Here is a 25,919-nt window from a genome sequence, read left to right as displayed (position 1 = left end):
CGTAAGGAAGGGACCTGACTCATGGGAGCCCAGCTCCGGGTCTACAAGCGTCGCATCCGATCCGTCACCGCGACCAAGAAGATCACCAAGGCGATGGAGATGATCGCCGCCTCGCGCGTCGTCAAGGCGCAGCGCAAGGTGGCGGCCTCCGCGCCGTACGCGACCGAGCTCACTCGCGCGGTCACGGCGGTCGGCACCGGCTCGAACACCAAGCACCCGCTGACCACGGAGGCGGAGACGGCGACCCGTTCCGCGGTGCTGCTCCTCACGAGCGACCGCGGACTGGCCGGCGCCTTCAACTCCAACGCCATCAAGGAGGCGGAGCTGCTGACCGCCCGCCTTGAGGCCGAGGGCAAGGAGGTCGACACGTACATCGTCGGCCGCCGCGGTCTGGCCCACTACAACTTCCGCGAGCTCAAGGTCGTGGAGTCGTGGTCGGGCTTCACCGACGAGCCCGCCTACGCGGACGCGAAGAAGGTCGCGGCTCCGCTGATCGAGGCCATCGAGAAGGACACGGCTGCGGGCGGCGTGGACGAACTCCACATCGTCTACACCGAGTTCGTCTCGATGATGACGCAGACGGCGGTCGACGGCCGCCTGCTGCCGCTGCGTCTCGAAGAGGTTGCGGAGGAGCCGTCCACCAAGGGCGAGATCCTTCCGCTGTTCGAGTTCGAGCCGTCGGCGGAGGACGTCCTCGACGCCCTGCTGCCGCGGTACGTCGAGAGCCGTATCTACAACGCGCTGCTCCAGTCGGCTGCCTCCAAGCACGCCGCCACGCGCCGCGCGATGAAGTCGGCGACCGACAACGCGGGAGATCTGATCACCTCGCTCTCCCGTCTTGCCAATGCGGCCCGCCAGGCCGAAATCACCCAGGAAATCAGCGAGATCGTCGGTGGCTCCGCAGCCCTTGCCGACGCGACCGCGGGGAGTGACAAGTAATGACGACGACTTCAGAGACGGCCGTTGCCACGGGCCGCGTCGCCCGGGTCATCGGCCCGGTCGTCGACGTGGAGTTCCCCGTCGACGCGATGCCGGACATCTACAACGCCCTTCACGTCGAGGTGGCCGACCCGGCCAACGTCGGCGAGAAGAAGACGCTGACCCTGGAGGTCGCCCAGCACCTGGGTGACGGCCTGGTCCGCACGATCTCCATGCAGCCCACCGACGGTCTGGTCCGCCAGGCTGCCGTCACCGACACCGGCACGGGTATCACCGTCCCGGTCGGTGACTTCACCAAGGGCAAGGTGTTCAACACCCTCGGTGAGGTGCTGAACACCGACGAGAAGTACTCGGGCGAGCGCTGGTCCATCCACCGCAAGGCCCCGCGCTTCGACGAGCTCGAGTCGAAGACCGAGATGTTCGAGACCGGCGTCAAGGTCATCGACCTTCTCACCCCGTACGTCAAGGGTGGAAAGATCGGTCTGTTCGGTGGTGCCGGCGTCGGCAAGACGGTGCTCATCCAGGAGATGATCTACCGCGTCGCCAACAACCACGACGGTGTCTCCGTGTTCGCCGGTGTCGGCGAGCGCACCCGTGAGGGCAACGACCTCATCGAGGAGATGTCGGACTCGGGCGTCATCGACAAGACCGCCCTTGTCTTCGGCCAGATGGACGAGCCCCCGGGCACCCGTCTGCGCGTGGCCCTCGCGGGTCTGACCATGGCGGAGTACTTCCGCGATGTGCAGAAGCAGGACGTGCTGTTCTTCATCGACAACATCTTCCGCTTCACGCAGGCCGGTTCCGAGGTCTCGACCCTGCTCGGCCGTATGCCCTCCGCGGTGGGCTACCAGCCGAACCTGGCCGACGAGATGGGTCTCCTCCAGGAGCGCATCACCTCGACCCGTGGTCACTCGATCACCTCGATGCAGGCGATCTACGTCCCCGCGGACGACCTGACCGACCCGGCCCCGGCCACCACGTTCGCCCACCTCGACGCGACGACGGTTCTCTCCCGTCCGATCTCCGAGAAGGGCATCTACCCGGCCGTGGACCCGCTGGACTCCACGTCCCGCATCCTGGACCCCCGCTACATCGCGCCGGACCACTACGCGGCCGCGATGCGCGTCAAGTCGGTTCTTCAGAAGTACAAGGACCTTCAGGACATCATCGCGATCCTCGGTATCGACGAGCTGGGCGAGGAGGACAAGCTCACCGTCCACCGTGCCCGTCGCGTGGAGCGCTTCCTGTCCCAGAACACCCACGTCGCCAAGCAGTTCACCGGCGTCGACGGGTCGGACGTCCCGCTGGACGAGTCGATCTCGGCCTTCAACGCGATCATCGACGGCGAGTACGACCACTTCCCGGAGCAGGCGTTCTTCCTGTGCGGTGGCATTGAGGACCTCAAGGCCAACGCCAAGGAGCTCGGCGTTTCCTGACGCCGGCCCCGTCTCGTGCTGAGGGGGGCGGGGACGCACCTCGCGGGGTGCGTCCCGGCCCCCTCCGTACGCCTACTAGACTTTGACCCAACACCCGGCAGCAACGCCGGGTGGTGACCCGAGGAGCCCACCTTGGCTGCTGAGCTGCACGTCGAGCTCGTCGCCGCGGACCGCAGTGTCTGGTCCGGCGAGGCCACCCTGGTCGTCGCGCGTACCACGTCCGGCGACATCGGCGTCATGCCCGGTCACCAGCCGCTGCTCGGTGTGCTGGAGTCGGGCCCGGTGACCATCCGTACGAGTGATGGTGCAACGGTCGTCGCCGCGGTGCACGGCGGTTTCATCTCATTCGCGGACAACAAACTGTCGCTGCTGGCCGAGATCGCCGAGCTGTCGGACGAGATCGATGTCCAGCGCACGGAGCGGGAGCTCGAGCGCGCGAAGGCGGAGGGCGACGCCGCTGCCGAGCGCCGCGCGGACGTTCGACTGCGTGCGGTGTCGGCGCGCTGACACTGCGCACTGTGTGATGCTTTGCCTCAGCCGCGGCTGGGACCGGATGACTCCGGCCCCAGCCGCGGCTGAGGCAAATGCGGAGGTTTTTTCTTTTCCGTTACCTAGGAGACGAGGAGGTCGGTGTCGATGGTCCTCGCTCTGACTGTGTGCGGGTTGGTAGTGGCGCTCGTAGTGGTGGGGCTGTTCGTCTTCGGCCTCCGCCGCCGGCTGATCCAGCGCTCCGGCGGCACCTTCGACTGCAGCCTGCGCTGGGACGTCCCCGAGAAAGGGGACCTCAGCGGCAAAGGGTGGAGCTACGGAGTCGCCCGCTACAACGGTGACCGCATCGAGTGGTATCGCGTCTTCTCCTACGCCCCCCGCCCGCGCCGCGTCCTGGAGCGTTCGGCCATCGAGGTGGCGGGCCGCCGCACCCCCGAGGGCGAGGAGGAACTCGCGCTGCTCTCCGATGCGATCATCCTCACCTGTCTCCATCGCGGGACGCGCCTCGAACTGGCGATGAGCGAAGACGCGCTGACCGGATTTCTCGCGTGGCTGGAAGCAGCCCCGCCCGGTCAGCGCGTCAATGTGGCTTAGCTCTTAGCTCTTAGCCCAGTCCGCTGTTGATGGCGCTCACCAGCTCGCCATTGCTGGTGTCCCCGCTGAACTCCCAGAAGAACGCGCCACCCAGGCCCTGGTTCTTGGCCCAGGTCATCTTGGTGCCGATGGTGGCCGGAGTGTCGTAGCTCCACCAGTTGCTGCCGCAGTGCGCGTAGGCCGTACCGGCGATCGTGCCAGTGGCCGGGCAGGACGTCTTGAGGACCTTGTAGTCCTCGATGCCCTGCTCGTACGTGCCCGCCGCGGGCCCGGTCGCCGTGCCGCCCGGCGCGTCCTGCGTGACGCCGGTCCAGCCGCGTCCGTAGAAGCCGATGCCGATCAGCAGTTTGCTCGCGGGCACGCCCTTCGCCTTGTACTTGGCGATCGCGTCGGCCGTGGTGAAGCCGGCGGTCGGGATGCCGCTGTACGAGGTGAGCGGGGAGTGCGGGGCCGTCGGGCCCTGGGCCGCCCAGGCTCCGAAGAAGTCGTACGTCATCACGTTGTACCAGTCGACGTACTGGGCCGCGCCCGCGTAGTCCGCGGCGTCGATCTTGCCGCCGGAGGAGCCGTCGGCGGTGACGGCCGAGGTCACCAGGTTGCCGCTGCCGAACTTCGCACGCAGCGCGGACATCAGGTTCTTGTAGGCCGCGGCACCACTGGTGTCACAGCTCAGACCGCAGGCGTTCGGGTACTCCCAGTCGATGTCGATGCCGTCGAACACGTCGGCCCAGCGCGGGTCCTTGACCAGGTTGTAGCAGGACTGCGCGAAGGCGGTCGGGTTGGCCGCCGCCTGGGCGAAGCCGCCGGACCAGGTCCAGCCGCCGAAGGACCACAGCACCTTGAGGTTCGGGTACTTGGCCTTCAGCTGGCGCAGCTGGTTGAAGTTGCCGCGCAGCGGCTGGTCCCAGGTGTCGGCGACGCCGCTGACCGACTGGTCGGCGGTGAAGGCCTTGTCGTAGTCGGCGTAGGAGTCGCCGATCGCGCACTGGCCGTTGGTGACGTTGCCGAAGGCGTAGTTGATGTGCGTGATCTTCGCCGCGGAGCCGGACGTCACCAGGTTCTTGACGTTGTAGTTGCGGCCGTAGATGCCCCACTCGGTGAAGTAGCCGAGCTTGACGGCGTTGCCGGTGGGCGGGGGAGTGGTGCCGCCGCCCGTGGTGTGCACGGCGACCGCGCCGCTCGCGGGGCCGGTCTGGTCGGCGGTGTCGCGGGCCTGGACGGTGTACGAGTAGTCGGTGCCGGCGGTCAGACCGGTGTCCGAGTACGAGGTCGTCGTCACCGTCGCGACCTTGGCGCCGTCGCGCAGGACGTCGTAGTTCTTGATGCCCTTGTCGTCGGTGGCGGCCGTCCAGGAGAGCTTCACCGAGGTGTCGGTGAGGGAGGACGCGGTCGGAGTGCCGGGCGCGGAGGGCGGGTTGTCGCCGGGGACGGTGGTGCCGCCGTCACAACTGCCGCCGTTCAGCGTGCAGTTGGAGGGCGAGCCCGATCCGGCGCCGTTGAAGCCGAAGGAGACGGAGGCGCCCGCGGCGAGGGTGCCGTTGTAGGACTTGTTCTTGGCGGTCCAGTGGGTGCCGGAGTTGGTGACGTCGGCGTCCCACGCAGAGGTGACGGACGTACCGGAGGGGAAGTCCCACTCGATGGTCCAGGAGCTGATGGCCGTGGTCCCCGTGTTCTTGACGGTCCACTTGCCTTCGAAGCCGGTACCCCAGTCCTGGGTCTTGGTGTACGTGGCGGTGGCGGTGGTGGCCGCCGAGGCGGGGCTCGCGAGCCCGACGAGGGCGGCGAGCGGAAGCAGCAGGGTGGTGAGCCCTGCGACGGCTCTGTGTCTGAAACGCATCCTGCGTCTCCTCCGGGGGAGTTGATGAGGTGCGGTGGACAATAGAAAGGTCTGGACCATAGGTCAATAGGTCCAGACCAGTGAGACGGCGGCTTGTCGTCAGTTGTTACACGCCCAACTCCTGTGCCAGCACGGCCGCTTGGACCCTGCTCCGCAGCTCCAGCTTCCCCAGCAGGCGGCTGACGTGGGTCTTCACGGTCGCCTCCGCCATGTCGAGACGGGTCGCGATCTCCGCGTTGGAGAGCCCCTCCCCGAGGCAGGACAGCACCTCGCGCTCCCGTCGGGTGAGAGCGTCCAGGACGGACGGATCAGCCGTCGGCTCCCGTACGGGCTTGGCGGCGAACTCCGCGATCAGCCGGCGGGTGACGGCCGGGGCGATGAGTCCCTCCCCGCGCGCCACCGTCCGTACCGCCTCCAGCAGATCCTTGGCCTCGGTGTTCTTCAGCAGGAAGCCGGACGCGCCCGCCCGCAGCGCCCCGAAGACGTACTCGTCGAGGTCGAAGGTGGTGAGCACGAGGACGTCGGCGAGTTGCTCGGCGACGACCTGGCGGGTGGCGGACACCCCGTCGAGGCGGGGCATCTGAACGTCCATCAGGATGAGATCCGGCCGCAGTTCACGCGCCAGCGCGACCGCCCGCTCCCCGTTCTCCGCCTCGCCGACCACCTCGATGTCGGGAGCGCTGCGCAGGATGAGGACGAGCCCGGCACGCACCGCGGACTGGTCCTCGGCGACGAGCACCCGGATCATACGGATTCTCCTCGGGTCAGGGGCAGGGTGGCGCGGACGGCCCAGACCCTGCCGGTGGGGGAAACCTCGGGGCCGGCCTCGAGGGTGCCGCGCAGCAGCGCGACCCGCTCCCGCATGCCGACCAGACCGGCGCCCGAGCCCGGGGCCCGCGGCCCGCCCCGGTCGCCGTACGGACTGGTGACGCACGCCGTCAGGGAGCCGTCCCGCTGGGCGACCCCTACCTTGACCGCGCCGGGGGAGGCGTGCTTGAGGGCGTTGGTCAGGGATTCCTGGACGATGCGGTACGCCGCCAGCTCGACCGGTGCGGGGAGTCCGTCGGCGTGGTCGGTCACCAGCACGACATCGAGCCCGTTGGCGCGGGCGCTCTCCACCAGCGCGCCGAGTCCGTCGAGGGTGGGGGCCGCGGTCGGTTCCCGGTCGCCGCTGCCGTCGCGCAGGATGCCGATCAGCCGGCGCATCTCCGCCAACCCCTCGACGCTGTTCTCGCGGATGACCGAGAGGGCTTCCCTGGACGTCCTCGGGTCGTCGAGGGAGAGCGCGGCGGTGGAGTGGATGGCGATGGCGGACAGATGGTTGGCGACCATGTCGTGCAGCTCCCGTGCCATGCGGGCCCGTTCGGCGGTGACCGCCTGTGTGCGGTCCATCTCGGCGAGCAGGGCGGTCTGTTCGGCGCGCAGACGTTCGGCGATGGCGGTGTCGCGGTGGTTGCGGACCACCCAGCCGGTGGCGGCGGGCGCGAGCGCCACCACGCCGACACCCACGCCGATCAGCAGGGCCTGAGGGTCGCGCCAGAGCATGAGCGGCACCACCGCGCCGATCACCGTGAGCAGTCCGGTGAGCCACGGCAGGCGCCGGGCGGTGGCGGGGGTGCCGTACAAAACAGCCGCGTACATGAGGTCGGTGAACATCACGACCGTGACCACGCTGCCCTGCGTCACCGTGTCCGCGACCAGCGCGGCCGTGCCGATCAGTAGGGCCGGCCTGGGCCGGGTGCGGCGCAGCAGCTCGCAGCCGGCCGTGACGACCAGCGGCACCAGCAGGGCCCAGCGCTGCGGCAGCAGGACGAGGCTGTCGGTGGCCTCCCGTGGACCGAGGCCGAGGACCCACAGCAGGAGCCCGCCGAACAGACCGCCGACCGCGATGCGCACGTCGTCGCGGTGCGGGCGGGGGAGTCGTAGGGCCATACGTCCATCCAACACGGCGCACGGGCCGTCCGCGTGCTTCCCGGGAAGGGTCCGGAACTGCATCTTTCGATGTACCGCGACGTCGTCACCGCCGACGACGATTCGGGCGCCGACCGCCGGGAGCCTGGAAAGGGGATCGAGAGGAGCGAACCGTGATCGTCGGGTTGATCGTCGCGTGCGAGGTCGGTTTCTGGGTGCTGCTGGCGGCGGGGCTGGCCGTCCGGTACCTGGTGAAGTGGCGTCGCACGAGCGTGGCGCTGCTGTTGTGCGAGCCGTTGCTCGAGGTGGTGCTGTTCGTGGTCACCGCCGTCGACCTCAAGAACGGCGCGAAGCCGGGCTGGGAGCACGGGCTCGCCGCCCTGTACATCGGCTTCACCGTGGCCTACGGCCACTACACGATCCGATGGCTCGACGGCCACGCCGCGCACCGGCTCGCCGGGGGCCCGCCCCCGGTGAGGCCACCCCGTCACGGGATGGCCCGGGCCAGGCACGAGGGCAGGATGTGGCTGCGTACGGTGCTGGCGGCCGCCGTCGCCTGCGCCCTCCTGCAGGCCGCGATCCAGTACGTGGGCGACGGCGACACGGACTCGCTGCGGTCCTTCCAGTGGGTGGCGCTGCGAGCGACGGCGATCCATGGCCTGGTCGCCCTCACCTACGCGCTGTGGCCGAAGAAGGCCCCGGCGTCAGCGCTCCCCGCCCGGGACCCACAGCACGTCCCCGACCTCACCGTTGGCCGTACGGGCCAGGATGAACAGCAGGTCCGATAGCCGGTTGAGGTAGGTCGCGGTGAGCGGATTCATGACCTCACCGTGCGCCTCCAGGGCGGCCCAGGTGGAGCGCTCAGCCCGCCGGACAACCGTGCACGCCTGGTGCAGCAGCGCCGCGCCGGGCGTGCCGCCGGGCAGGATGAAGGAGCGCAGCTTCTCCAGCCGCTCGTTGAAGAGGTCGCAGTCCGCCTCCAGCTTGTCGATGTAGAACTGCTCCACCCGCAGCGGCGGGAACTGCGGGTTCTGGACCACCGGAGTCGACAGGTCCGCGCCCACGTCGAACAGATCGTTCTGGACGCGGGTGAGCACCTTGACGATCTCCTCGTCCAGGCCGCCGAGCGCGATCGCCGTCCCGATCACCGCGTTCGCCTCGTTGGCGTCCGCGTACGCCGAGATCCGCAGATCGGTCTTGGCGACCCTGCTCATGTCGCCGAGGGCGGTGGTGCCCTGGTCGCCGGTCCTGGTGTAGATGCGCGTCAGATTGACCATGAGGCCAGCGTAGTTACGCTCCGGCCTTCCGGAAGACTCGTGTGCCCACCGTCACGGAGAGCGCCGAGAAGCCGAGGGCGACCAGGACGCCGTACAGCATGTGGGCCGTGGCGTACGAGCCCACGTACGCGTCGCGCACCGCGTCCACCAGGTAGCGGAACGGCATGAAGTGGGAGAGCACGTTCAGCCAGCCCGGCGCCAGGGTCATCGGCAGCATCAGGCCCGACAGCAGCATGGACGGCATCGTCATCGCGTTGATCGCGGGGCCGAACTCCTGCGGTGTGCGGACCTTCATGGCCAGGGCGTACGAGAGGGAGGCGAGGGAGAGCGTCAGCAGGGCGACGAACGCGAAGCCGATCAGGATGCCGGTGACCGGGGCGCGCAGGCCCATCGCCAGCGCCGCCAGGACCAGCAGCACGGCCTGGAAGACGAAGACGGCGGCATCGCGCAGCACCCTGCCGAGGAGCAGTGCCAGCCGGCTGACGGGGGTGACCCGCATCCGCTCCACGATCCCCTGGTTCTTCTCGATGATGATCGTGAATCCGGCGAACGCGGCTCCGAACAGCCCGAGTTGGAGCAGCAGCCCGGGGACCAGGACCTGCCAGGAGTTGCCCGGCGAGCCGAGCGGCAGGTCGGTCAGGAGAGGGCCGAAGAAGAGGAGGTACAGCAGCGGCATCAGGACGCCGAAGAGCATCGCGAAGCGGGAGCGCAGGGTCTGGCGGGCGTAGCGGCCGAAGATCAGCGCGGTGTCGTGGAGCAGCATGTCGTTCCAGGTCCTCTATGGATACGGGGGAGGGAGTCGGCTATACGGCCACGGGTGCGGAGTCGGCCGACGCGGGGCCGCGTCCGGTGATCGCGAGGAACGTGTCCTGGAGCGTCGCGTCGATCGAGCCGCCGTACTCCAGCTTCAGTGCGCCGGGGGTTCCCTCGGTCACCACGACTCCCTTGTCGACGATCACGAGCCGGTCGGCGAGGGCGTCCGCCTCGTCGAGGTAGTGGGTGGTCAGGAAGACCGTGGTGCCGTACTCGTCGCGCAGTCGGCGGACCAGGTCCCAGAGGTCGGCCCGGCTGCCGGGGTCCAGACCCGTCGTCGGCTCGTCGAGGAAGAGCACCTGGGGGCGGTGGGTGAGCCCCATCGCGATGTCGAGGCGACGCCGTTGGCCGCCGGAGAGCGCGGCTGTTCTGCGGTCGAGCAACTCCGCGAGGTCCAGGTCGCGCGCCAACTCCTGTGCGCGCTCGACCGCCTGGGTCTTCGTCAGTCGATACAGCCGTCCCTGGGTGACGAGTTCCTCCCGCACCGTCACCTGCGGGTCGACGCCGCCCGACTGCGCCACATAGCCGGTGGCGCGGCGCACTCCGCCCGGGTCGGTGGCCAGGTCACAGCCCGCGACCGTGGCCGCGCCGCCGGTGGGCGGCAGCAGTGTGGTGAGCATCCGGAGCGTGGTCGTCTTGCCCGCGCCGTTCGGCCCGAGGAACCCGAGGATCTCGCCCGGCCGCACGGTGAGGTCGATACCGCGTACCGCCTCCACCGGGCCGCGCTTCGTCCGGAAGGTATGGGCCAGACCGGCCGTACTGATGATTGCCATGTCCTCAGAAAAACAGAGTCCCTGAAATTTTGCAATGACTCCAAGATTTAAGAGGGTCCAGTGAAAGCTACGATGCGGGCATGGCTGAGGGACTCAGGGAGCGCAAGAAGCGGCAGACCAGGCAGTACATCTCGGATGTCGCCACGGGACTGTTCCTGGAGCGCGGGTTCGACGCGGTGACGGTGGCGGAGGTGGCGGACGCCGCGAACGTCTCCGTCAACACCGTCTACAACTACTTCCCGGCCAAGGAGGACCTCTTCCTCGACCGCTCCAAAGGGGTCGTCGACCGGCTCGCCCGCTGGGTGCGCGGCCGGGAGAAGGGTGAGTCGGCCGCCGCCGCGGTGGTGCGCGAACTGCGCGAAGAGCTCGAGGCCGTCTCGCCCCGGCTCGGCCTGATGGACGGTTACGCCCGTTTCATGCGGGTCATCCACGACGCCCCCGCGCTCCGCTCGCGGCTGTGGGCGATCAGTCAGGAGGTCGTCGACAAGTTGGAGGAGGCGCTGCGCGAGGAGACCGGCGCGCCCGCCGACGACCCTCTGCCCGGCCTGATGGCCGGTCAGATCAACTGGGTTCACCAGACCGTCATGTCCGTTATCGGACGAGAAATGATGGCCGGTCGGAATCCGGGTGAAGTGTCACGTGAAGTGCTGGTGCTCCTCGACGACATGGAGGAGCTGTTGAGCGAGAAGGTCCTCAACTACGCCGTACGGGCGGCGGAATGACACGCCCCGGTGTGATGTCCGTCAGTTGAGACGTGACGCGCATTACTTACCGGTCACACAGGCACGCCCGAGCGCTAAGGTCCGCCGAAGAGGCAACTTGAACAGCGTGTTAAGGGGAGTCGGAGTGGCACGGAAGCTCGCGGTCATCGGAGCCGGACTCATGGGGTCCGGTATCGCCCAGGTCTCCGCCCAGGCGGGTTGGGACGTCGTCCTGCGCGATGTCACCGACGAGGCGCTGGCCCGGGGCCTCGACGGCATCAGGGCCTCGTACGACAAGTTCGTGAGCAAGGGCAGGCTGGAGGCCGCGGACGCGGACGCGGCGCTCGCGCGCATCACCGCCACCACCGACCTGGACGCGGCCGCCGACGCCGACATCGTCGTCGAGGCCGTCTTCGAAAAGCTCGAGGTCAAGCACGAGATCTTCCGGACGCTCGACAAGATCGTCCGCGACGACGCCGTGCTCGCCTCCAACACCTCCGCCATCCCGATCACCAAGATCGCGGCGGCCACCGAGCACCCCGAGCGGGTCGTCGGCGTGCACTTCTTCTCGCCGGTGCCGATGATGCAGCTCGTCGAGCTGGTGCGCGGCTACAAGACGAGCGACGAAACGCTCGCCACCGCGCGGGCGTTCGCCGAGTCCGTCGGCAAGACCTGCATCGTCGTCAACCGCGACGTCGCCGGTTTTGTGACCACCCGCCTCATCTCGGCGCTCGTCGTCGAGGCGACGAAGCTGTACGAGTCGGGCGTGGCCACCGCCGAGGACATCGACCTCGCCTGCAAGCTGGGCTTCGGCCACGCCATGGGCCCCCTGGCCACCGCCGACCTGACGGGTGTCGACATCCTGCTGCACGCCACCAGCAACATCTACACCGAGACCCAGGACGAGAAGTTCGCCCCACCGGAGCTGATGCGCCGGATGGTTGACGCCGGTGACATCGGGCGCAAGAGCGGGCAGGGCTTCTACAAGCACTGAGAACGATTCTGCGGCGCCCGGACAAGGGCGCCGCACCCAGGCACGGAAACCGCACGCGCCTCTGGGGTATCACTCCATGAGGTGAATTCGGTATCGGTTCGCTTACAGACGGCAACCTCTGCGGCCTTCAGGCAGTCAGACCGTGCACAACAGACAGACGCGACTGCGAACAGACACACGCGGAGTACGAGACGCACTCTCGGGGAGCGCATATGTACATCAGGGGCGACCACGCCGAGCTGGTCGTCGGGGGCCGCCTCGACGTACGCAGCGCGGCGGACGCCCGTACGGTCCTGCACTCGGCCGTCGACGACGGAGTCGGCGACCTGGTGCTGGACCTGTCCGAGCTGGACTCCTGGGACGCCACCGGGCTCGGTGTCATCATGGGGGCCCACCGACGGGCCGGGCGGTGCGGCCGACGGCTCGTGCTGCGCGGCGTACCACCGCAGATGCAGCGCCTGCTGGTCGCCACCCGACTGCACCGGATCCTGGCGATCGAGGGCGGCATCGGGGTGGACTCCCTGCCCCGGGTCTGAGCCACCAGGGGCGTGTCACCGCCTCGGGAGTGAGACCTCGTACACGCGTCCTGACCGGCGTACGAAACGCACCACGCGCACAATCCTCACGAAGCTGTGACGTCTCGGACGGCGCGGTACCCCGGCAGTTCGTAGATACTGTGCGAAGGTTTAGGGTTCGGCTGCCCGCCACCCGAAACCCTACGAGCGGGCACCGGACCAGAAGCGACAGCGCGGTGTGCAGTAAGGCCGGGAGGGGCTCGGCACACGACGCTTTTGGGGGGCTTGGAACATGGACCCGAACAACCGGGGACCCGAAGAGTACGGCCATGACGACGACGGCCAGGCGCCTCGCTCGCGCCCGCCGCGCGATCCGCTCACACCCGACCTGGGCCAGCATTCGCCCGTGCCCGCCCGCACGGTTCAGCTCGTCTCGGGCGACTTCCTGCTCACCGTCAACCCCGTCGACGGCAGCGAGATCGAGAACTGCCCGCCGCACGAGCGGCCGCGGCCGCCGGCGAAGTTCAGCGCCGCCGAACGCGTCGAGCGGGCCCGCGCGGCTCAGCCGCCCGTCCCGCCGGGGCCGGCGCAGCCCCGGCTGCCGCTCCTGGAGCGCCAGGAGGAGCGTGAGCGGCTCGTACGCCTCCTCGCGCGCGGTCGCTCGGTACGCCTCACCGGACCCTCCGGCTCGGGCCGCACCAGCCTGCTCGACGCGGTCGCCGAGGACTGCGCGGACCTCGCGCCCGACGGCGTCGTACGTCTCTCCGGCTACCGGCGCACAGCCGGCGATCTGCTGCACGAGCTGTTCGCCGCCGTCTACGACGCGCCCCTGCACCGCCCGGAACGGGACGAACTGCACCGGCTCGTTCACGAGATCGGCGCGGTCGTCGTCCTCGACGACGTGGAGTTCGGCGGCAGCGCGCTCGACGAGCTGCTCGACGCCACCCCCGAGTGCGCCTTCGTCATCAGCGCGACGCCCGACGTCCCCGCGCCGTCCAGCGACTCCCTCCTCGAAGAGGTGTTCCTGGGCGGGCTCGACCGCAGCGCGGGCCTCGAACTCCTGGAGCGTGCCGTCGGCCGCGTCCTGACCGAGGACGAGTCGAACTGGGCGGGCGACCTCTGGTTCGAGTCCGAGGGCCTTCCCCTGCGCTTCATGCAGGCCGGGGCACTGCTGCGGCAACGCGACCAGCTGCGGGCCAGCCAGGGCGCCGTCGACGAGTTCGGCGTCTTCCAGCAAGTGCCGGTCGACGCGCCCTTCGACGCCGAGGACGGCCACGAGGTACCGCTGCCGTCGCTCGCCGAGGGGGCCGCGCCCGCCGCGCTGCTCGCCTCCCGGCTGAGTGAATCCGCCCGCGCCACCCTGCGGTTCGCGGTCGCGCTCGGCGGCGAGGTGCCGCACCAGGCGCACCTGCCCGCGCTCGTGGGCGACACCCACGCCGACGCCGCACTCGCCGAACTGGCGAGCTGCGCGCTGGTCTCCCCGGTCGGCTCGCGCTACCGGCTCGCCGCCGGAGTGCAGGCCCAGCTGGAAGCCGCCGTTTACGTGGACGGCATCGAGGAGCAGGCCCGCGCCGCGGCTCAGCACTACACCTGGTGGGCCGGGCACCCCTCGGTCACCCCGGAGCGGGTCTGTGCCGAGGCGGACGCGCTGCTCGCGGCGCTCACCGTGCTGGTCCCGCTCACCACGGCCCCGATCGGCGAGGAGAACGAGAGCGTCGCCGTGAGGCTGGCCCGCACGGCCGCGCCCGCGTTCGCCGCCGGCCTGCACTGGAACGCCTGGGAGCGCGCGCTGCGGTCCGGGGTCGAGGCCTCCCGGCTCTCCGGCGCGGTCGGCGAACAGGCCTACTTCCACCACGAGTTGGGCATCCTCGCGCTCTGCGGCGACCAACTGGACCGGGCCCGCGCCGAGCTGGAGGCCTCCATCGGGCTGCGTGGCGCCCTCGCCGACAAGCGCGGCACGGTCGCGGGCCGCCGCGCCCTCGCGCTGGTCGCCGACCGCTCCGGCGACACACCCGGCCTCGGGTCCACCGTTGGGGAGGAGGTGTCCGACGCCCGCTACGAGGAGTCGGCGTCGCCGCCCGGTGGCGTACCGGCGGCCTTCACGATGGCCGAACCCCCCGGCGAGCCCTCCACGCTGGTCACCCACCGGGCAGCCCCCGGCGGCCCCGCGCCGAAGCGTTCGGGCATCACGGGCCGCTTGGTGAGCGGTACCCGGCGCAACCTGGTGGCCGCGGGCGCGGGCGCGCTCCTCGCCGCCGTGCTCGGCACCGTGGTGACGCTCGGCGCGACCTCGGACCACAACGACACCCCGTCCGAGAAGGTCGGCGTCAACCCCTCGGCCAGCCAGGGCAGCGACGAGGACAGCCTGGGCGCGGACAAGGCGAAGAAGGGCGGCGACTCCGACACGGGGGTCGCGGCGACGCCCACGGATCCGGGGCCCGACGGCACGTACGGGACGTCGGACGATCCGACGCCTTCGGACACGGGCAGCGGTGAGCCGTCCGACGATCCGAGCGGCACGCACGGTTCGGGTACGCCCTCGAAGTCGCCGTCCAAGTCGCCTTCGAAGCCCCCGTCGTCCACGTCCAAGCCGCCGTCGTCCACGTCGAAGCCGCCGACCACCTCGACGTCGCCGACGCCGACCCCGTCGGACACGCCTTCCGAGACGCCGACGTCCAGCACGCCGACGACGCCGTCCACGTCGGACTCCGCGAGCGGCCCGGCCTCCAGTGCCCCGGCGAGCACCACCGCCAGCGCACCGGGGAGCAGCGTGCCTGCCGGCAGCAGCCCGGCCACGGCGCCGAGCGGCGCGGTGATCTGACCGTACGACGCAAGAGGGCCGGGTCCGATGATGCGGACCCGGCCCTCTGCTGTCCTCGTACGTACGGTCAGAACAACCGCAGCTTGTCGTCCTCGATCCCGCGCAGCGCGTCGTAGTCCAGGACCGCGCAGCCGATGCCGCGGTCGGTGGCGAGGACGCGGGCCTGCGGCTTGATCTCCTGGGCGGCGAAGATGCCACGCACCGGCGCGAGGTGCGGGTCGCGGTTCAACAGCTCCAGATAGCGCGTGAGTTGCTCCACGCCGTCGATCTCACCGCGCCGCTTGATCTCCACCGCGACGGTCTGCCCGTCGGCGTCCCGGCACAGGATGTCGACCGGGCCGATGGCCGTCATGTACTCGCGGCGGATGAGCGAGTAGCCCTCGCCGAGCGTTTCGATGCGGTCCGCGAGGAGCTCCTGAAGGTGTGCTTCCACGCCGTCTTTGATCAGGCCGGGATCCACGCCCAATTCGTGCGAGGAATCGTGGAGGATCTCTTCCATCGTGATGATGAGTTTCTCGCCCGCCTTGTTGATGACGGTCCAGGTACCTTCCTCGTCGCCGGAACCCTCCTTCAGCGTGCAGGGCGGCGACATCCAGTTGAGGGGCTTGTAGGCCCGGTCGTCCGCGTGGATCGAGACGCTGCCGTCCGCCTTCACGAGGATGAGACGGGGAGCCGACGGGAGATGGGCGGTGAGCCGGCCCGCGTAGTCCACGGAACAGCGGGCAATGACGAGACGCATGGTCGGCAACGCTACTCGACGGGCAGTGGTGCACGCGATTCGCCCGCCCGTCACCCACCACCACCCTCAACCGAGGTCCCTCCGGTCCCGCCCCTTTTTCCGCCCGTCTCCCGCCACCACCCTCATCCGAGGGCCCTTCGGTCCCGCCCCTTTTTCCGCCCGTCTCCCACCACCACCCTCAACGGAGGTCCCTCCGGTCCCGCCCCTTTTTCCGCCCGTCTCCCACCACCACCCTCATCCGAGGTCCCTCCGGTCCCGCCCCTTTCTTCCTGGAAGAAGCCTGTTCGGTCGTGGCTGATTGTGTGCCTACTGAGAGTTCGCTATGTGCGCATTCTCCTGGTGCCGTCACCGGCCGTTGCTTACCGTATAAACGGGAGGTCGCGATGCGTGTACTCAGGGTGTTCGATATCGCGAATTCCCTATCCCTGTCCGGCAACCCCCGAGGTCTGGGGGTGCGAGAGGAGAACCCATGTCGCTCGACGTCTCACCGGCCCTACTCCAACAGGCCGAGCGAGGCGAGGTCGACGAAGCTGACTTCGTCGACTGCGTCCGGACCTCCCTGCCCTACGCGTGGGAGATGATCAGCTCCCTGGTGGCCCAGCTGAAGGTGGACGGCGGCAACTTCGCCGACAACCAGACGCCTCCGCCGGACGAGCAGGCACGTGGCCAGCTGCTGCGTGCGCTCGCGAGTGACGCGATACGCGGCGCGCTGCAGCGTCACTTCGGAGTGCGGCTGGCCTTTCAGAACTGCCACCGGGTGGCGGTGTTCCCGCTGGACGCCACAGTGGACGACACGCTGGCACGCTTCACCTCGGTCCGCAGTCAGCTGCTGAATCAGTCCCCGGAGTTCCGGGACTGCTGACGCGGTGATGCCGCAATTGCTTGCCGCTCCGTACGCGGGAGGTGCATTTTGTACCGGGGCGGCAAGCTCCCGGCGCGTCCGGCCCGGGGGAGGGGCTGGACGGCCTGTTGGACGGGCCCTACAGCCCGTTGGACCGGCGGCGACCGGTCACCTGAGGTGCGGCAGCACCTCGGCTCCGAGACGGCGTACGTTCTCCTCCGTCGCCGCCAGGTCCCCCGAACCCTCGACGAGCAGGGCGAAGCGTGAGATGCCGGTCCGCTCCGAGGTCGCGGCGAGCCGGTCGGCGCACAGCCGGGGGGTCCCCACCGGGTGCAGCCCGCAGAGCAGTTCGGTGTACGCCAGTGGGTCCCGCATCGAGCGGGCGCGGCCGTCGACCGTCACATGGGCGTCCAGCCCCTGCTTCAGCCAGCCGGGCACCGCCTTGAGGAGCGTCTCGACGGCTTCGGTGCGACGGTCGGCGATCTGGCAGACACCGGCGGAGACATGGGCCGCCGCGAAGATCTTGTCCGCCGGGTGCCCGGCCGCGCGCGCGTACTGCCGCCACAGCGCGACCATTTCGGCCTTCTCCTCGTCCCCGACATGCATCCCGAGGAGCATCGGCAACCCGCGCTCGGCCGCGAGCCGCACGCTCGCCGGTGAGGTGCAGGCGACGACGACCTCGGGCCCGGGAGCGCCACTCAGCGCTTCCGACGGCCGGGGGACGACGGCGACTTCACGGAAGCTGAACCGCTCCGAGGTGCCCTGCACGGACGGCTCGCACAGCCAGCGCACCAGCAGATCGAGTGATTCCGGGAACCCCTTCTCGTACGCCTCCAGTCCTGAACCGAAGACTTCGAGGTCGACCCAGGGGCCGCCGCGCCCGACGCCCAGCGAGAACCGTCCGCCGGACGTCAGATGCAGCAGGGCGGCCTGCTCGCCGAGCGCGACGGGGTGGACGGTGGGCAGCACGCTGACCGCCGTGCCGACCCGGATGCGACTGGTGCGGCCGAGCAGGAACGCGGCGAGTGTGACGGCCGACGGGCATGTGCCGTACGGCACGAAGTGGTGCTCGGCCAGCCAGACCGAGTCGAGTCCGGCCTCCTCGGCGACCTCGGCGGACCGCACCGCCCGGTGGAGGGTCTCCCCCTGGCCCTGTCCCGGGAACTGGGCCGCCAGTACAAAACTTCCTACGTGCATCGCACTTCCTGCTTCCTCGGCTCCGACAGGGAGCTCCCCCATCGGGCATAACCGCATGACACGTGCCGAAGTCACGGCCTGGCGGAGAGATTTGCGGATTGTCTGCGAAATGGGCCGCCCGGTGGGGGATCTGTGCAGGTTCGTGGAGTACGCGAACCCCTGCGCGTGCCGCGTAGGCTGGAGATGGCCCCTGCTCCCTGTATAGCTCCGTGAGGTGTCCTGTGTCCCCGCGTCGCAACCGTCCGAAGGAAGCCGGCTCGTCCGGTCGGAGCGCGGACGAGGACCGCTCGGGCCGTTACGGCGGCTGGGAGTCCACGGAGAGCTGGCAGGGCGAGGAGTGGAGCGTGCGCCATGTGGCGGGCGCGAGCGCCGAGGGCAAGACCTACCGCTGCCCCGGCTGCGACCAGATGATCCCCTCCGGTGTCCCGCACGTGGTGGCCTGGCCGGAGCACTCCGGCGTCGACGACCGCCGGCACTGGCACAAGGCCTGCTGGAACGCGAAGGACCGCCGCACCTCGCGGGTGCAGCGGTCCCGTAACGCGCCCAGGTTCTAGGCGGTCAACGCGCCCAGGTCCTGGGCGACTTCGGATATCGGTCCGGGCGGGGTCAGACGTCCCGGCGCTCCAGCAGCACGAAGGCGCCGGCGATCGCCGCCGCCGTCACTCCGGCGAGCAGACCGAGCTGCGCACCGCCGTGCCCGCTCTCGCTGTCCAGACGGAAGATCCTGGCGAGGGCGTTGGGAGCGTTGTACTCCTGCATCTTCTCGCCGATCGTGCGCATGCTCTCGGACATCATCAGGAACGCGGGCATGATCGCGGGCACCAGCACGACACCGAGCATCGTGGTGATCGCGCCGGCCGAGTGGCGCAGCATCGAGCCCACCGCGAGCGCGAGGACACCGAGCAGCGAGACGTACAGCGCGCCCATGACGACCGTGCCGCCCCACGAGACGTTGGAGGAGCCGCCGTGCATCCCCGAGGTGATCAGGCCGACCAGGCCGATCGCGAAGGCGGACACGGCGAACGCCACCGCGAAGAAGATGATCAGCTTCGCGGCGAGTACCCGGTGCCGCTGCGGCGAGGCCGTGAACGTCGTACGGATCATGCCCGTTCCGTACTCGGAGGAGACCACCAGGACGCCCAGCGTGATCAGACAGATCTGCCCGAGCATCAGGCCGAAGAAGGCCGGGATCGTGTACGGGACGTCGGTGAAGTCGGAGTTCGAGGTCTGCGCGGCGACCAGGAAGCCGATACCGATCACCAGAAGCAGGAAGATGCCGAGCGTCCACATCGTGGAGCGCACCGACTTGATCTTCGTCCACTCGGAGGTGAGCGCGTGACCGAGGTGGGTGCGGGTGATCGGAATCGGTGACGTGTACGAAGTGCCGGGCGCCGCCTGCCAGTTGGGGGCAGCGACGGCCTGCTGCGGCATCGGGGGCTGGGGCGTGCTCATCGGGCGTCCTCGGGCTTGGTCAGGTCGGGGGCGGCGGGTGCGGCGGCGGGCGCGGCGGGCGGCTGCGCGGGGGCCTGGACGGGCTGCGCGGGGGCCTGGGGCTGCGCCTGGGCATACGGGTTGGCGTCCGCGGCACCGCCGGGAGCACCCGGTGCGCCGTACGGGCCCGGCTGACCGGCACCGGGGGCGCCCGGAGCACCCGGTGCGCCGTACAGGCCCGGCTGACCCTGCGGCATCCCGAACGGCTGCCCCCCCTGCTGGGGCGGCGGCGGTGCGTACCAGCCCGGCTGGCCCTGGCCCGCAACCGGCAGCTGCTGGGGCGGCACGGCACCGGGCGGCAGCTCCTGCTGGAGCCCGGCCTTCTGGTCGATGGTCGAGCGGTAGTCGACGGCGCCCTGCGTCATCCGCATGTACGCCTCCTCCAGCGAGGCCTGGTGCGGCGACAGCTCCCACAGGCGTACGTCGGCGGAGTGCGCGAGGTCGCTGATGCGGGGCAGCGGCAGACCGGTGACGCGCAGGGCGCCGTCCTGCTCCGGGAGCACCTGGCCGCCGGCCTCCGTCAGCGCGGCGGTGAGCTTCTCGCGCTGCTGCGGCTCGGTGTCCGGGGTGCGGACCCGGGCGAAGTCGGCCGAGTTGTGCGAGATGAAGTCCTTGATGTTCATGTCGGCGAGCAGCTGGCCGCGGCCGATCACGATCAGGTGGTCGGCGGTCAGCGCCATCTCGCTCATCAGGTGCGAGGAGACGAAGACCGTGCGGCCCTCCGCCGCGAGGGACTTCATCAGATTGCGCACCCAGAGGATGCCCTCGGGGTCGAGGCCGTTGACCGGCTCGTCGAAGAGCAGCACCTGCGGGTCGCCGAGCAGCGCGGCGGCGATGCCGAGCCGCTGACCCATGCCGAGCGAGAAGCCCTTGGAGCGCTTCCTGGCCACGTCCTGGAGCCCGACGACACCGAGCACCTCGTCCACGCGGCGGGCCGGGATGCCCGACAGCTGGGCGAGGCACAGCAGGTGGTTGCGGGCGTGCCGGCCACCGTGCACGGCCTTGGCGTCGAGGAGCGCGCCGACCTGGCGGGGCGCGTTCGGCAGCTTGCGGTACGGGAAGCCGCCGATCGTCACCTGCCCCGAGGTGGGGTTGTCCAGGCCGAGGATCATCCGCATCGTCGTCGACTTGCCCGAGCCGTTGGGCCCGAGGAAGCCGGTGACGGCGCCCGGCCGCACCTGGAAGGAAAGGTTGTACACGGCCGTCTTGGCGCCGTAGCGCTTCGTCAGGCCGACTGCCTCGATCATGCTCCGCACCCATCGAAAGGTTCAGGACGTCGGGGCGCACGCCCCCGTAAGGGTTAGGAGGATATCGGGGCGCTGACGGTTCCACTCAAGAGAAAGTAAAACAGCGCAGGTCAAAAGGGGGAGAGATCGGGTAAGGGCTCTTACCCGCACTCCCGCCTTTGGCAGGTACCCGTCGTGCCTGGTCAGGCCGGAAACGGAACCCTCACACCCGAAACGGCAGCGAGTCGTCCAGCGGCGGCAGGTCGTCGTACAGCCGCAGTTCCGCCGATTCGTCGACGTACGGCAGGAAGTCGGTCTGGGGCAGCACCCAGCCCTCCTCGCCGAAGATCCGGGTGCCCCGCTCGCGCAGCGACCGCTCGCCCCCAGCACGCCGCACCCAGGTCGCCGGATCGGGGCCGAGCAGCTCGCGCAGCCGCGCGGAGTCCGCGAGCAGCGAGGCGAGCAGCTCGGACTGGTCGCCGCCCCCCGGACGGGGCTGTCCCGTGACCGGGTCGGCCAGCACGCCGTGCGCGCTGAAGTAGATGTACGCGCCGCCGAGCCGCTCCCCGGACGGCATCGTCATCGCGAACGTGTCGCCCGGGAGTATCGCCCGCCGGTAGTCCGGGAACTCGGTGTCGTCGACCGCCTTCAACTGCGTCGAATCCAGCCAGGTCACCACGAGCGTGGTCTCGGCGCCCCGGTCGACGTACGGCGTCCCGGCCACGTAGCCCGCCGGGCTGATGTGCCCCGAGCAGCCGACCCCGATGCCCTGCACGCGCACCGGCACCATCGGCACCGTCGCCGGGATGCCGAGCCGGGTCAGCTTGTGGGCGACCTGCCCGGGGGAGGCGTTCGAGCCGACCGCGATGACCGGGTGACGACGTCCGGTGACGACCTGGCCGAGGTCGGCGAGCGCTTCGTCGAGCCGCTGTTGCGCCTCCTGCTCCTCCACGTACCACTCGCCGAGCCTGAGCGGCCGCACGTCGAGCTGGAGCAGCTCGCCGCCGGTCAGCAGGGAGGGCTCGGTGGTGGGACGGCCGGGATAGGTGAGCGGCTTCTTGGCGGGCACGTCGTCCAGGCCCAGTGCCTCAAGGCTTCGGTCCTTCGTCGTCACGGTGACGCCCTTCGGGGGTGGTCGCGCGATACGGGCACAGCCTTCCACGCGAGATGTACCCGGGGCGGGGCCTGGTCTCCCCGTCTGGACGGGATTGGCCGGACCGGACACCGGGAATCATGCCGTCCCATTGTACGAATGGGGACGAAGTCGGTTACGGGGGTGGCGAGTTGCGTTTACTGAGAAGGCCGGGGCGGGGCCGGGCGCATCCGCGCTTTCGTACGTCCGTTCGCTGGTGGATCGCCGGACGCACCGTCCATGCCCTGCTCCTGATGACGCTCGGCGCGCTGGCCGGACTCTCGCTGGTCATCGCGACCGCCTGGACGCTGACCGAGCACTCGCCCCGATCGATGGCCGAGCGGTTCTCGAACGAGGAGCGGCTCTTCGACCTCAGCCTCACCGTGCTGCGCGCCTGCGTCGGCACGGACAACCTCGAACCCGAACCGGACAGCACCGCGCACCAGCTGCTCGCCACCCTCGCCTCGGTCACCGGCTCCCTGGTGCCCGCGGTGCTCCTCGGCATCGTCCTGATCAAGATGTTCGCCCTGCGGCCCTTCGTCTGGCGGCAGCGGGCCAGCATCTCGCACGCCTGGACCGCGGACTTCCCCGGCTACTCGCGCCTCCACGCGAACAGTGACCACGCGATCATCGCCGTCCGCTTCTACAACCGCTTCGACAATCTGTCGGTCGTGGACCTGCGCGCCCGAGCCCACCTGCGCTATCTGGAACGCTCCCCGCACGATGGCAGCCTCGTCATCTACAAGCAGTGGCTGAAGGTCCTGGACGCGAAGGGCGAGCCCGCCGATGAGCGGTCCTGGCTCGCGGTCGAGCGTGGGGCGCCCTTCACGGTGTGGATACCGGTCGAGGCACCGGTGGCCGAGCTGCCTTTCCGGCGCATCCAGGGCAAGAACCTGTCCGGGTCGTACGGCGTGAAGCTGCTCGTGCGGCTGACCGCGCGCACCGTGGGTCTCGGCACCGAGGTCGCCGACGAGCGCTGGTTCGACCTGGAGGGCGGCGACTTCGAGCTCGGCCGTTTCGTGCCGCTCCAGCCGGACCTGGACAAGGACGTGTGGCGCTGGGAGGGCTGGACGGACTTCGACGGGCTGATCCGGCGGACGCCGCCCGACGAGGACGAGGTCAGGCGCCCGCGCTCTTGAGTCAGCTCACGCGCCCGGGCTCCTGAGCGATCGCACGCAGTCTCAGGCGTCCCGTTTCTTGAGAAGCGCATAACCCCCGATGAGCGCCGCGGCCACCCACAGCACCATGATCACGAGGCCGCCCCAGGGGCCGTACGGAGTGTCGTCGCCGATCGGGGTCACGACCCGCATGATCTTGCTGCCGGCCTGGTCGGGCAGATAGCGGCCGACCTTCTTGGTCGCGGAGACGGCGCCCAGGATGTTGGAGATCAGGAAGAAGAACGGCATCAGGATGCCCAGCGAGAGCATCGGACTGCGCAGCATCGCCGCGACGCCCATCGAGAAGACGGCGATGAGCGTCATGTAGAGCCCGCCGCCGATCACCGCGCGCAGCACACCCGGGTCGCCGATGGACGCCTTGTGCACGCCGAGCACCGCCTGCCCCAGGAAGAAGGCGACAAAGCTGGTGATCATGCCGACGACGAGGGCGAGGCCCGCCGCCACCGCGATCTTGCTGAACAGAAACGTGCCGCGCTGCGGGACCGCGGCGAGCGAGGTGCGGATCATGCCGGTGCTGTACTCGTTGCCCACGACCAGCACCCCGAACACGATCATCGCGAGCTGACCGAGGGTCATGCCCGCGAAGCTGATGAACGTCGGGTCGAAGGAGAGCCGCTCCCGCACGGGCATGTTGTCGAACTCGTTCTTCGACAGCAGCGAGATCAGGATGCCGAGAGCGATGGTGACGATCGCGGCGAGACTGAGCGTCCACACGGTGGACGCGACGGACCGGATCTTGGTCCACTCCGACTTGAGAACCTGGGTGGCCGCCATGGTCAGCCCCTCTTCCAGTCGCCGCCCCATTGCGGGGCCGGCCGCGGGGTCGGTGTGTGCGGGGTGTCGGCGTGCGCGTGGTACTCCACCGACTCCGCGGTCAGCTGCATGAACGCCTCCTCCAGGGAGGCCTGTTGGGGGCTGAGCTCGTGCAGCACGATCTGGTGCTGCGCGGCCAGCTCGCCGATGTGCTCCGGTTTGCCGCCGTCCACTTCGAGCATGCCGCTGCCCGTCTCGACGACCGTGATCCCGGCGCCGTGCAACACGTCGAGAAGCCGCTCGCGCTGGGGGGAGCGGATACGGACGTACGACCGCGAGTTCTGCTGGATGAAGTCGGCCATGGAAGTGTCGGCGAGGAGTCTGCCCTGGCCGATGACGACGAGGTGGTCGGCGGTCAGCGCCATCTCGCTCATGAGATGGGAGGAGACGAAGACGGTACGGCCCTGAGCCGCGAGCGACTTCATCAGATTGCGGATCCAGTGGATGCCCTCGGGGTCCAGCCCGTTGACCGGCTCGTCGAACATCAGGATTCGCGGGTCACCGAGCAGCGCGCCCGCGATGCCGAGCCGCTGGCCCATACCGAGCGAGAAGCCTTTGGCCTTCTTGTTCGCCACCGGGGTGAGCCCCACCGTGTCGAGGACCTCGTGGACGCGTGCCTTGGGGATGCCGTTGCTCTGGGCGAGGCAGAGGAGGTGATGGAACGCGCTGCGGCCGCCGTGCATGGCCTTCGCGTCCAGCAGGGCGCCGATGTATGTGAGCGGGTCCCTCAGGTGGTCGTAGTGCTGACCGTCGATCCGGACATCGCCCGCGGTCGGGTGGTCGAGCCCGAGCACCATCCGCATCGTCGTGGATTTTCCGGCGCCGTTGGGGCCGAGGAAGCCGGTCACGATGCCGGGTCGAACGGCGAAGGTGAGGTTGTTCACCGCCACCTTCTCGCCGTACCGCTTGGTCAGCCCCTCGAGCTCAATCATGCGGCCACGCTAAGTCGGGCGGTTTGGCCCTGCCACTTGAGCACGGGGGCTCTGCCGCTTGCTCGCCGTGGCCGGCTGCCGCGCCGCCCGGGCCGGGCGCGTCCGCGCGGCGGAGGCGCACCATGTCACGGCCCCGCGCCCCCCTCGACGGCGCGCGCCCCTCGTCGTACGACAAAGGCCCGCGCCCCCGGCGGAGGGTGCGGGCCTTTGACGGTGCTCGGTGATTACCGGGACTGCTGGGCCGGAACCCCACGGGAGATCGGCTCGTCCTCGGCCGGCGTGCCGGCGGCGGCCACCGCGGCGCCCGTGAGCGTCGCGAGCATCTCGCGGACGTTCGTGAGCTGGGCGTTGATCGAGTCGCGGCGGTTGGTGAGAGCCGCGAGCTCGCGCTCGGATTCCGAACGGATGCGGTCGGCCTTGGCGTTCGCGTCGGCCACGATGTCCTCGGCCTGGCGCTGAGCCGTCTCGACCGTCTGGCGGGCGCGGCGCTCGGCGTCCGTGCGCAGCTTCTCGGCCTCCAGGCGGAGCTGCTCCGCGCGGTGCTCGATCTCCGCGAGACGCTTCTCGGCCTTGGCCTGACGCGAGGCCAGGTCGCGCTCGGACTGCTCGCGGCGCTTGGCGAGGTTCGTCTCGAAGTCGGCGGCGGCCTGGGCGGCCTTGGCACGGGTCTCCTCGAAGAGGGCGTCCGCCTCTTCGCGCTTGGACTGCGCGTCCTTCTGCGCATCGGCGCGCAGCTGCGAGGCGTCGCTCTTGGCCTTCTCGACGATCCGGACGCCCTCGTCCTCCGCCTTGGCCTTGCGGTCCGCAGCGAACGATTCTGCGTCGTTGCGGACCTGCTGGGCCGCAGACTCGGCGAGCTCGCGGTGCTGCTCGGAAGCGCGACGGGCCTCCTCGCGCAGGTCCTTCGCCTCCTCCTCGGCGAGGCGGAGGATCTTCTCGACGCGCGCGCCGAGACCCGCGTACGACGGCTCGGCGTCGCTGACCTGGGCCTGGGCGTTCTGCGTCTCGAGGTGGAGCTCCTCGATGCGCTTTTCCAGAGCAGTGATACGGGCCAGAGCGCTGTCACGGTCGGAGACGAGCTTCGAGATGCGTTCGTCCACCTGCGCGCGGTCGTACCCACGCCGCACAAGCTCGAAGCCGTAGGGGGAAGTGTCGCTCATGGGGTTCCTGTCGAATGAGACCGGTGAGGTGATAGGGGGAATCCTAGGGGTCAAAGCGGTGTGTCATCGAGCGGATACGTGTTTGATCTGGAGAATGACACTCCTTTTGG

General features: G+C 69.7%; 26 protein-coding genes. 12 read left to right on the top strand and 14 right to left on the bottom strand.

Features of this window, described 5'->3' with window-relative positions; all coding sequences use genetic code 11:
• Positions 1-21 precede the first annotated feature (21 nt).
• From IEY95_RS29310 to IEY95_RS29295, 4 genes are all read left to right on the top strand, one after another.
• Positions 22-939, top strand: a complete 918-nt coding sequence (locus tag IEY95_RS29310; RefSeq protein ID WP_189189174.1) for a F0F1 ATP synthase subunit gamma — start codon at positions 22-24, stop codon at positions 937-939.
• Positions 939-2,375 (top strand): F0F1 ATP synthase subunit beta, encoded by a 1,437-nt coding sequence (atpD, locus tag IEY95_RS29305; protein WP_189189173.1) that lies wholly within the window; start codon positions 939-941, stop codon positions 2,373-2,375. The genes IEY95_RS29310 and atpD overlap by 1 nt, the downstream gene beginning before the upstream one ends.
• A gap of 132 nt (positions 2,376-2,507) precedes the next feature.
• A complete protein-coding gene (locus IEY95_RS29300; RefSeq protein ID WP_189189172.1) occupies positions 2,508-2,882 on the top strand; it encodes a F0F1 ATP synthase subunit epsilon in 375 nt (124 codons plus the stop codon).
• A gap of 129 nt (positions 2,883-3,011) precedes the next feature.
• Positions 3,012-3,458: a DUF2550 domain-containing protein gene (locus IEY95_RS29295; protein ID WP_189189171.1), complete on the top strand. Its 447-nt coding sequence runs from the start codon at positions 3,012-3,014 to the stop codon at positions 3,456-3,458.
• 10 nt (positions 3,459-3,468) lie between these two features.
• Here the strand turns inward: IEY95_RS29295 and IEY95_RS29290 are convergent, their stop codons facing one another.
• The 3 genes from IEY95_RS29290 to IEY95_RS29280 all read right to left on the bottom strand — a co-directional run bounded on the left by IEY95_RS29290 (position 3,469) and on the right by IEY95_RS29280 (position 7,227).
• On the bottom strand, positions 3,469-5,295 hold the full coding sequence (locus tag IEY95_RS29290) for a glycoside hydrolase family 18 chitinase (protein WP_189189170.1): 1,827 nt from the start codon (positions 5,293-5,295) through the stop codon (positions 3,469-3,471).
• A 106-nt stretch (positions 5,296-5,401) separates the two neighbouring features.
• The gene (locus tag IEY95_RS29285; protein WP_189189169.1) at positions 5,402-6,043 is read right to left on the bottom strand and encodes a response regulator; all 642 of its coding nucleotides are present in this window, start codon (positions 6,041-6,043) and stop codon (positions 5,402-5,404) included.
• Positions 6,040-7,227 carry a sensor histidine kinase gene (locus IEY95_RS29280; RefSeq protein ID WP_189189168.1) on the bottom strand — a complete coding sequence of 396 codons (1,188 nt, stop codon included), beginning with the start codon at positions 7,225-7,227 and terminating at the stop codon, positions 6,040-6,042. The genes IEY95_RS29285 and IEY95_RS29280 overlap by 4 nt, the downstream gene beginning before the upstream one ends.
• Positions 7,228-7,379: 152 nt before the next feature.
• Here IEY95_RS29280 and IEY95_RS29275 point away from each other — a divergent pair, with 152 nt between their 5' ends.
• On the top strand, positions 7,380-7,994 hold the full coding sequence (locus IEY95_RS29275) for a hypothetical protein (RefSeq protein WP_189189167.1): 615 nt from the start codon (positions 7,380-7,382) through the stop codon (positions 7,992-7,994).
• Here the strand turns inward: IEY95_RS29275 and IEY95_RS29270 are convergent.
• The 3 genes from IEY95_RS29270 to IEY95_RS29260 are packed head-to-tail and all read right to left on the bottom strand — an operon-like array spanning position 7,911 to position 10,069.
• On the bottom strand, positions 7,911-8,483 hold the full coding sequence (locus IEY95_RS29270; RefSeq protein ID WP_189189166.1) for a cob(I)yrinic acid a,c-diamide adenosyltransferase: 573 nt from the start codon (positions 8,481-8,483) through the stop codon (positions 7,911-7,913). The genes IEY95_RS29275 and IEY95_RS29270 overlap by 84 nt on opposite strands.
• A 13-nt stretch (positions 8,484-8,496) precedes the next feature.
• A complete protein-coding gene (locus IEY95_RS29265) occupies positions 8,497-9,246 on the bottom strand; it encodes an ABC transporter permease (RefSeq protein WP_189189165.1) in 750 nt (249 codons plus the stop codon).
• A gap of 40 nt (positions 9,247-9,286) precedes the next feature.
• Positions 9,287-10,069, bottom strand: coding sequence for an ABC transporter ATP-binding protein (locus tag IEY95_RS29260; RefSeq protein WP_189189164.1), 783 nt, complete (start codon positions 10,067-10,069; stop codon positions 9,287-9,289).
• 80 nt (positions 10,070-10,149) lie between these two features.
• Between IEY95_RS29260 and IEY95_RS29255 the strand changes: the two genes are divergently transcribed.
• From IEY95_RS29255 to IEY95_RS29240, 4 genes are all read left to right on the top strand, one after another.
• Entirely contained in the window at positions 10,150-10,791 is a 642-nt protein-coding gene (locus tag IEY95_RS29255; protein ID WP_189189163.1) for a TetR/AcrR family transcriptional regulator, read from the top strand.
• A gap of 124 nt (positions 10,792-10,915) precedes the next feature.
• Positions 10,916-11,764 carry a 3-hydroxyacyl-CoA dehydrogenase family protein gene (locus tag IEY95_RS29250; RefSeq protein ID WP_189189162.1) on the top strand — a complete coding sequence of 283 codons (849 nt, stop codon included), beginning with the start codon at positions 10,916-10,918 and terminating at the stop codon, positions 11,762-11,764.
• Positions 11,765-11,976: 212 nt separating this feature from the next.
• Positions 11,977-12,300, top strand: a complete 324-nt coding sequence (locus IEY95_RS29245; RefSeq protein ID WP_189189161.1) for an STAS domain-containing protein — start codon at positions 11,977-11,979, stop codon at positions 12,298-12,300.
• 271 nt (positions 12,301-12,571) lie between these two features.
• The gene (locus IEY95_RS29240) at positions 12,572-15,100 is read left to right on the top strand and encodes an ATP-binding protein (RefSeq protein WP_189189160.1); all 2,529 of its coding nucleotides are present in this window, start codon (positions 12,572-12,574) and stop codon (positions 15,098-15,100) included.
• 67 nt (positions 15,101-15,167) lie between these two features.
• Here the strand turns inward: IEY95_RS29240 and nucS are convergent, their stop codons facing one another.
• A complete protein-coding gene (gene nucS, locus IEY95_RS29235) occupies positions 15,168-15,839 on the bottom strand; it encodes an endonuclease NucS (RefSeq protein WP_189189159.1) in 672 nt (223 codons plus the stop codon).
• A 469-nt stretch (positions 15,840-16,308) separates the two neighbouring features.
• Here nucS and IEY95_RS29230 point away from each other — a divergent pair, with 469 nt between their 5' ends.
• The gene (locus IEY95_RS29230; protein WP_189189158.1) at positions 16,309-16,701 is read left to right on the top strand and encodes an SCO5389 family protein; all 393 of its coding nucleotides are present in this window, start codon (positions 16,309-16,311) and stop codon (positions 16,699-16,701) included.
• Positions 16,702-16,848: 147 nt separating this feature from the next.
• On the opposite strand, the gene IEY95_RS29225 is transcribed toward IEY95_RS29230, so the two are convergent.
• On the bottom strand, positions 16,849-17,877 hold the full coding sequence (locus tag IEY95_RS29225; RefSeq protein WP_189189157.1) for an LLM class flavin-dependent oxidoreductase: 1,029 nt from the start codon (positions 17,875-17,877) through the stop codon (positions 16,849-16,851).
• A 221-nt stretch (positions 17,878-18,098) separates the two neighbouring features.
• On the opposite strand from IEY95_RS29225, the gene IEY95_RS29220 reads away from it, so the two are divergent.
• Complete coding sequence (locus IEY95_RS29220) at positions 18,099-18,431, top strand: Rv1322 family protein (RefSeq protein ID WP_189189156.1); 333 nt, start codon at positions 18,099-18,101, stop codon at positions 18,429-18,431.
• 52 nt (positions 18,432-18,483) lie between these two features.
• On the opposite strand, the gene IEY95_RS29215 is transcribed toward IEY95_RS29220, so the two are convergent.
• The 3 genes from IEY95_RS29215 to IEY95_RS29205 form a co-directional block, all read right to left on the bottom strand.
• The gene (locus IEY95_RS29215; protein WP_189189155.1) at positions 18,484-19,329 is read right to left on the bottom strand and encodes an ABC transporter permease; all 846 of its coding nucleotides are present in this window, start codon (positions 19,327-19,329) and stop codon (positions 18,484-18,486) included.
• Positions 19,326-20,615 carry an ABC transporter ATP-binding protein gene (locus IEY95_RS29210; RefSeq protein ID WP_189189154.1) on the bottom strand — a complete coding sequence of 430 codons (1,290 nt, stop codon included), beginning with the start codon at positions 20,613-20,615 and terminating at the stop codon, positions 19,326-19,328. The genes IEY95_RS29215 and IEY95_RS29210 overlap by 4 nt, the downstream gene beginning before the upstream one ends.
• 202 nt (positions 20,616-20,817) lie before the next feature.
• A complete protein-coding gene (locus tag IEY95_RS29205) occupies positions 20,818-21,708 on the bottom strand; it encodes a hypothetical protein (protein WP_189189153.1) in 891 nt (296 codons plus the stop codon).
• 272 nt (positions 21,709-21,980) lie between these two features.
• Between IEY95_RS29205 and IEY95_RS29200 the strand changes: the two genes are divergently transcribed.
• Positions 21,981-22,865 carry a hypothetical protein gene (locus IEY95_RS29200; protein WP_189189152.1) on the top strand — a complete coding sequence of 295 codons (885 nt, stop codon included), beginning with the start codon at positions 21,981-21,983 and terminating at the stop codon, positions 22,863-22,865.
• Positions 22,866-22,907: 42 nt separating this feature from the next.
• Here the strand turns inward: IEY95_RS29200 and IEY95_RS29195 are convergent, their stop codons facing one another.
• The 3 genes from IEY95_RS29195 to IEY95_RS29185 all read right to left on the bottom strand — a co-directional run bounded on the left by IEY95_RS29195 (position 22,908) and on the right by IEY95_RS29185 (position 25,809).
• A complete protein-coding gene (locus IEY95_RS29195) occupies positions 22,908-23,678 on the bottom strand; it encodes an ABC transporter permease (RefSeq protein ID WP_189189151.1) in 771 nt (256 codons plus the stop codon).
• Between the two features lie 2 nt (positions 23,679-23,680).
• Positions 23,681-24,649, bottom strand: coding sequence for an ABC transporter ATP-binding protein (locus IEY95_RS29190; RefSeq protein ID WP_189189150.1), 969 nt, complete (start codon positions 24,647-24,649; stop codon positions 23,681-23,683).
• 224 nt (positions 24,650-24,873) lie between these two features.
• Positions 24,874-25,809: a coiled-coil domain-containing protein gene (locus IEY95_RS29185; protein WP_189189149.1), complete on the bottom strand. Its 936-nt coding sequence runs from the start codon at positions 25,807-25,809 to the stop codon at positions 24,874-24,876.
• Positions 25,810-25,919: the final 110 nt, after the last annotated feature.

It is taken from the genome of Streptomyces albiflavescens, from assembly GCF_014645835.1.
GTDB classification, from domain to species: Bacteria; Actinomycetota; Actinomycetes; order Streptomycetales; family Streptomycetaceae; genus Streptomyces; species Streptomyces albiflavescens.
This window is presented reverse-complemented; position numbering and strand designations above follow the sequence as displayed.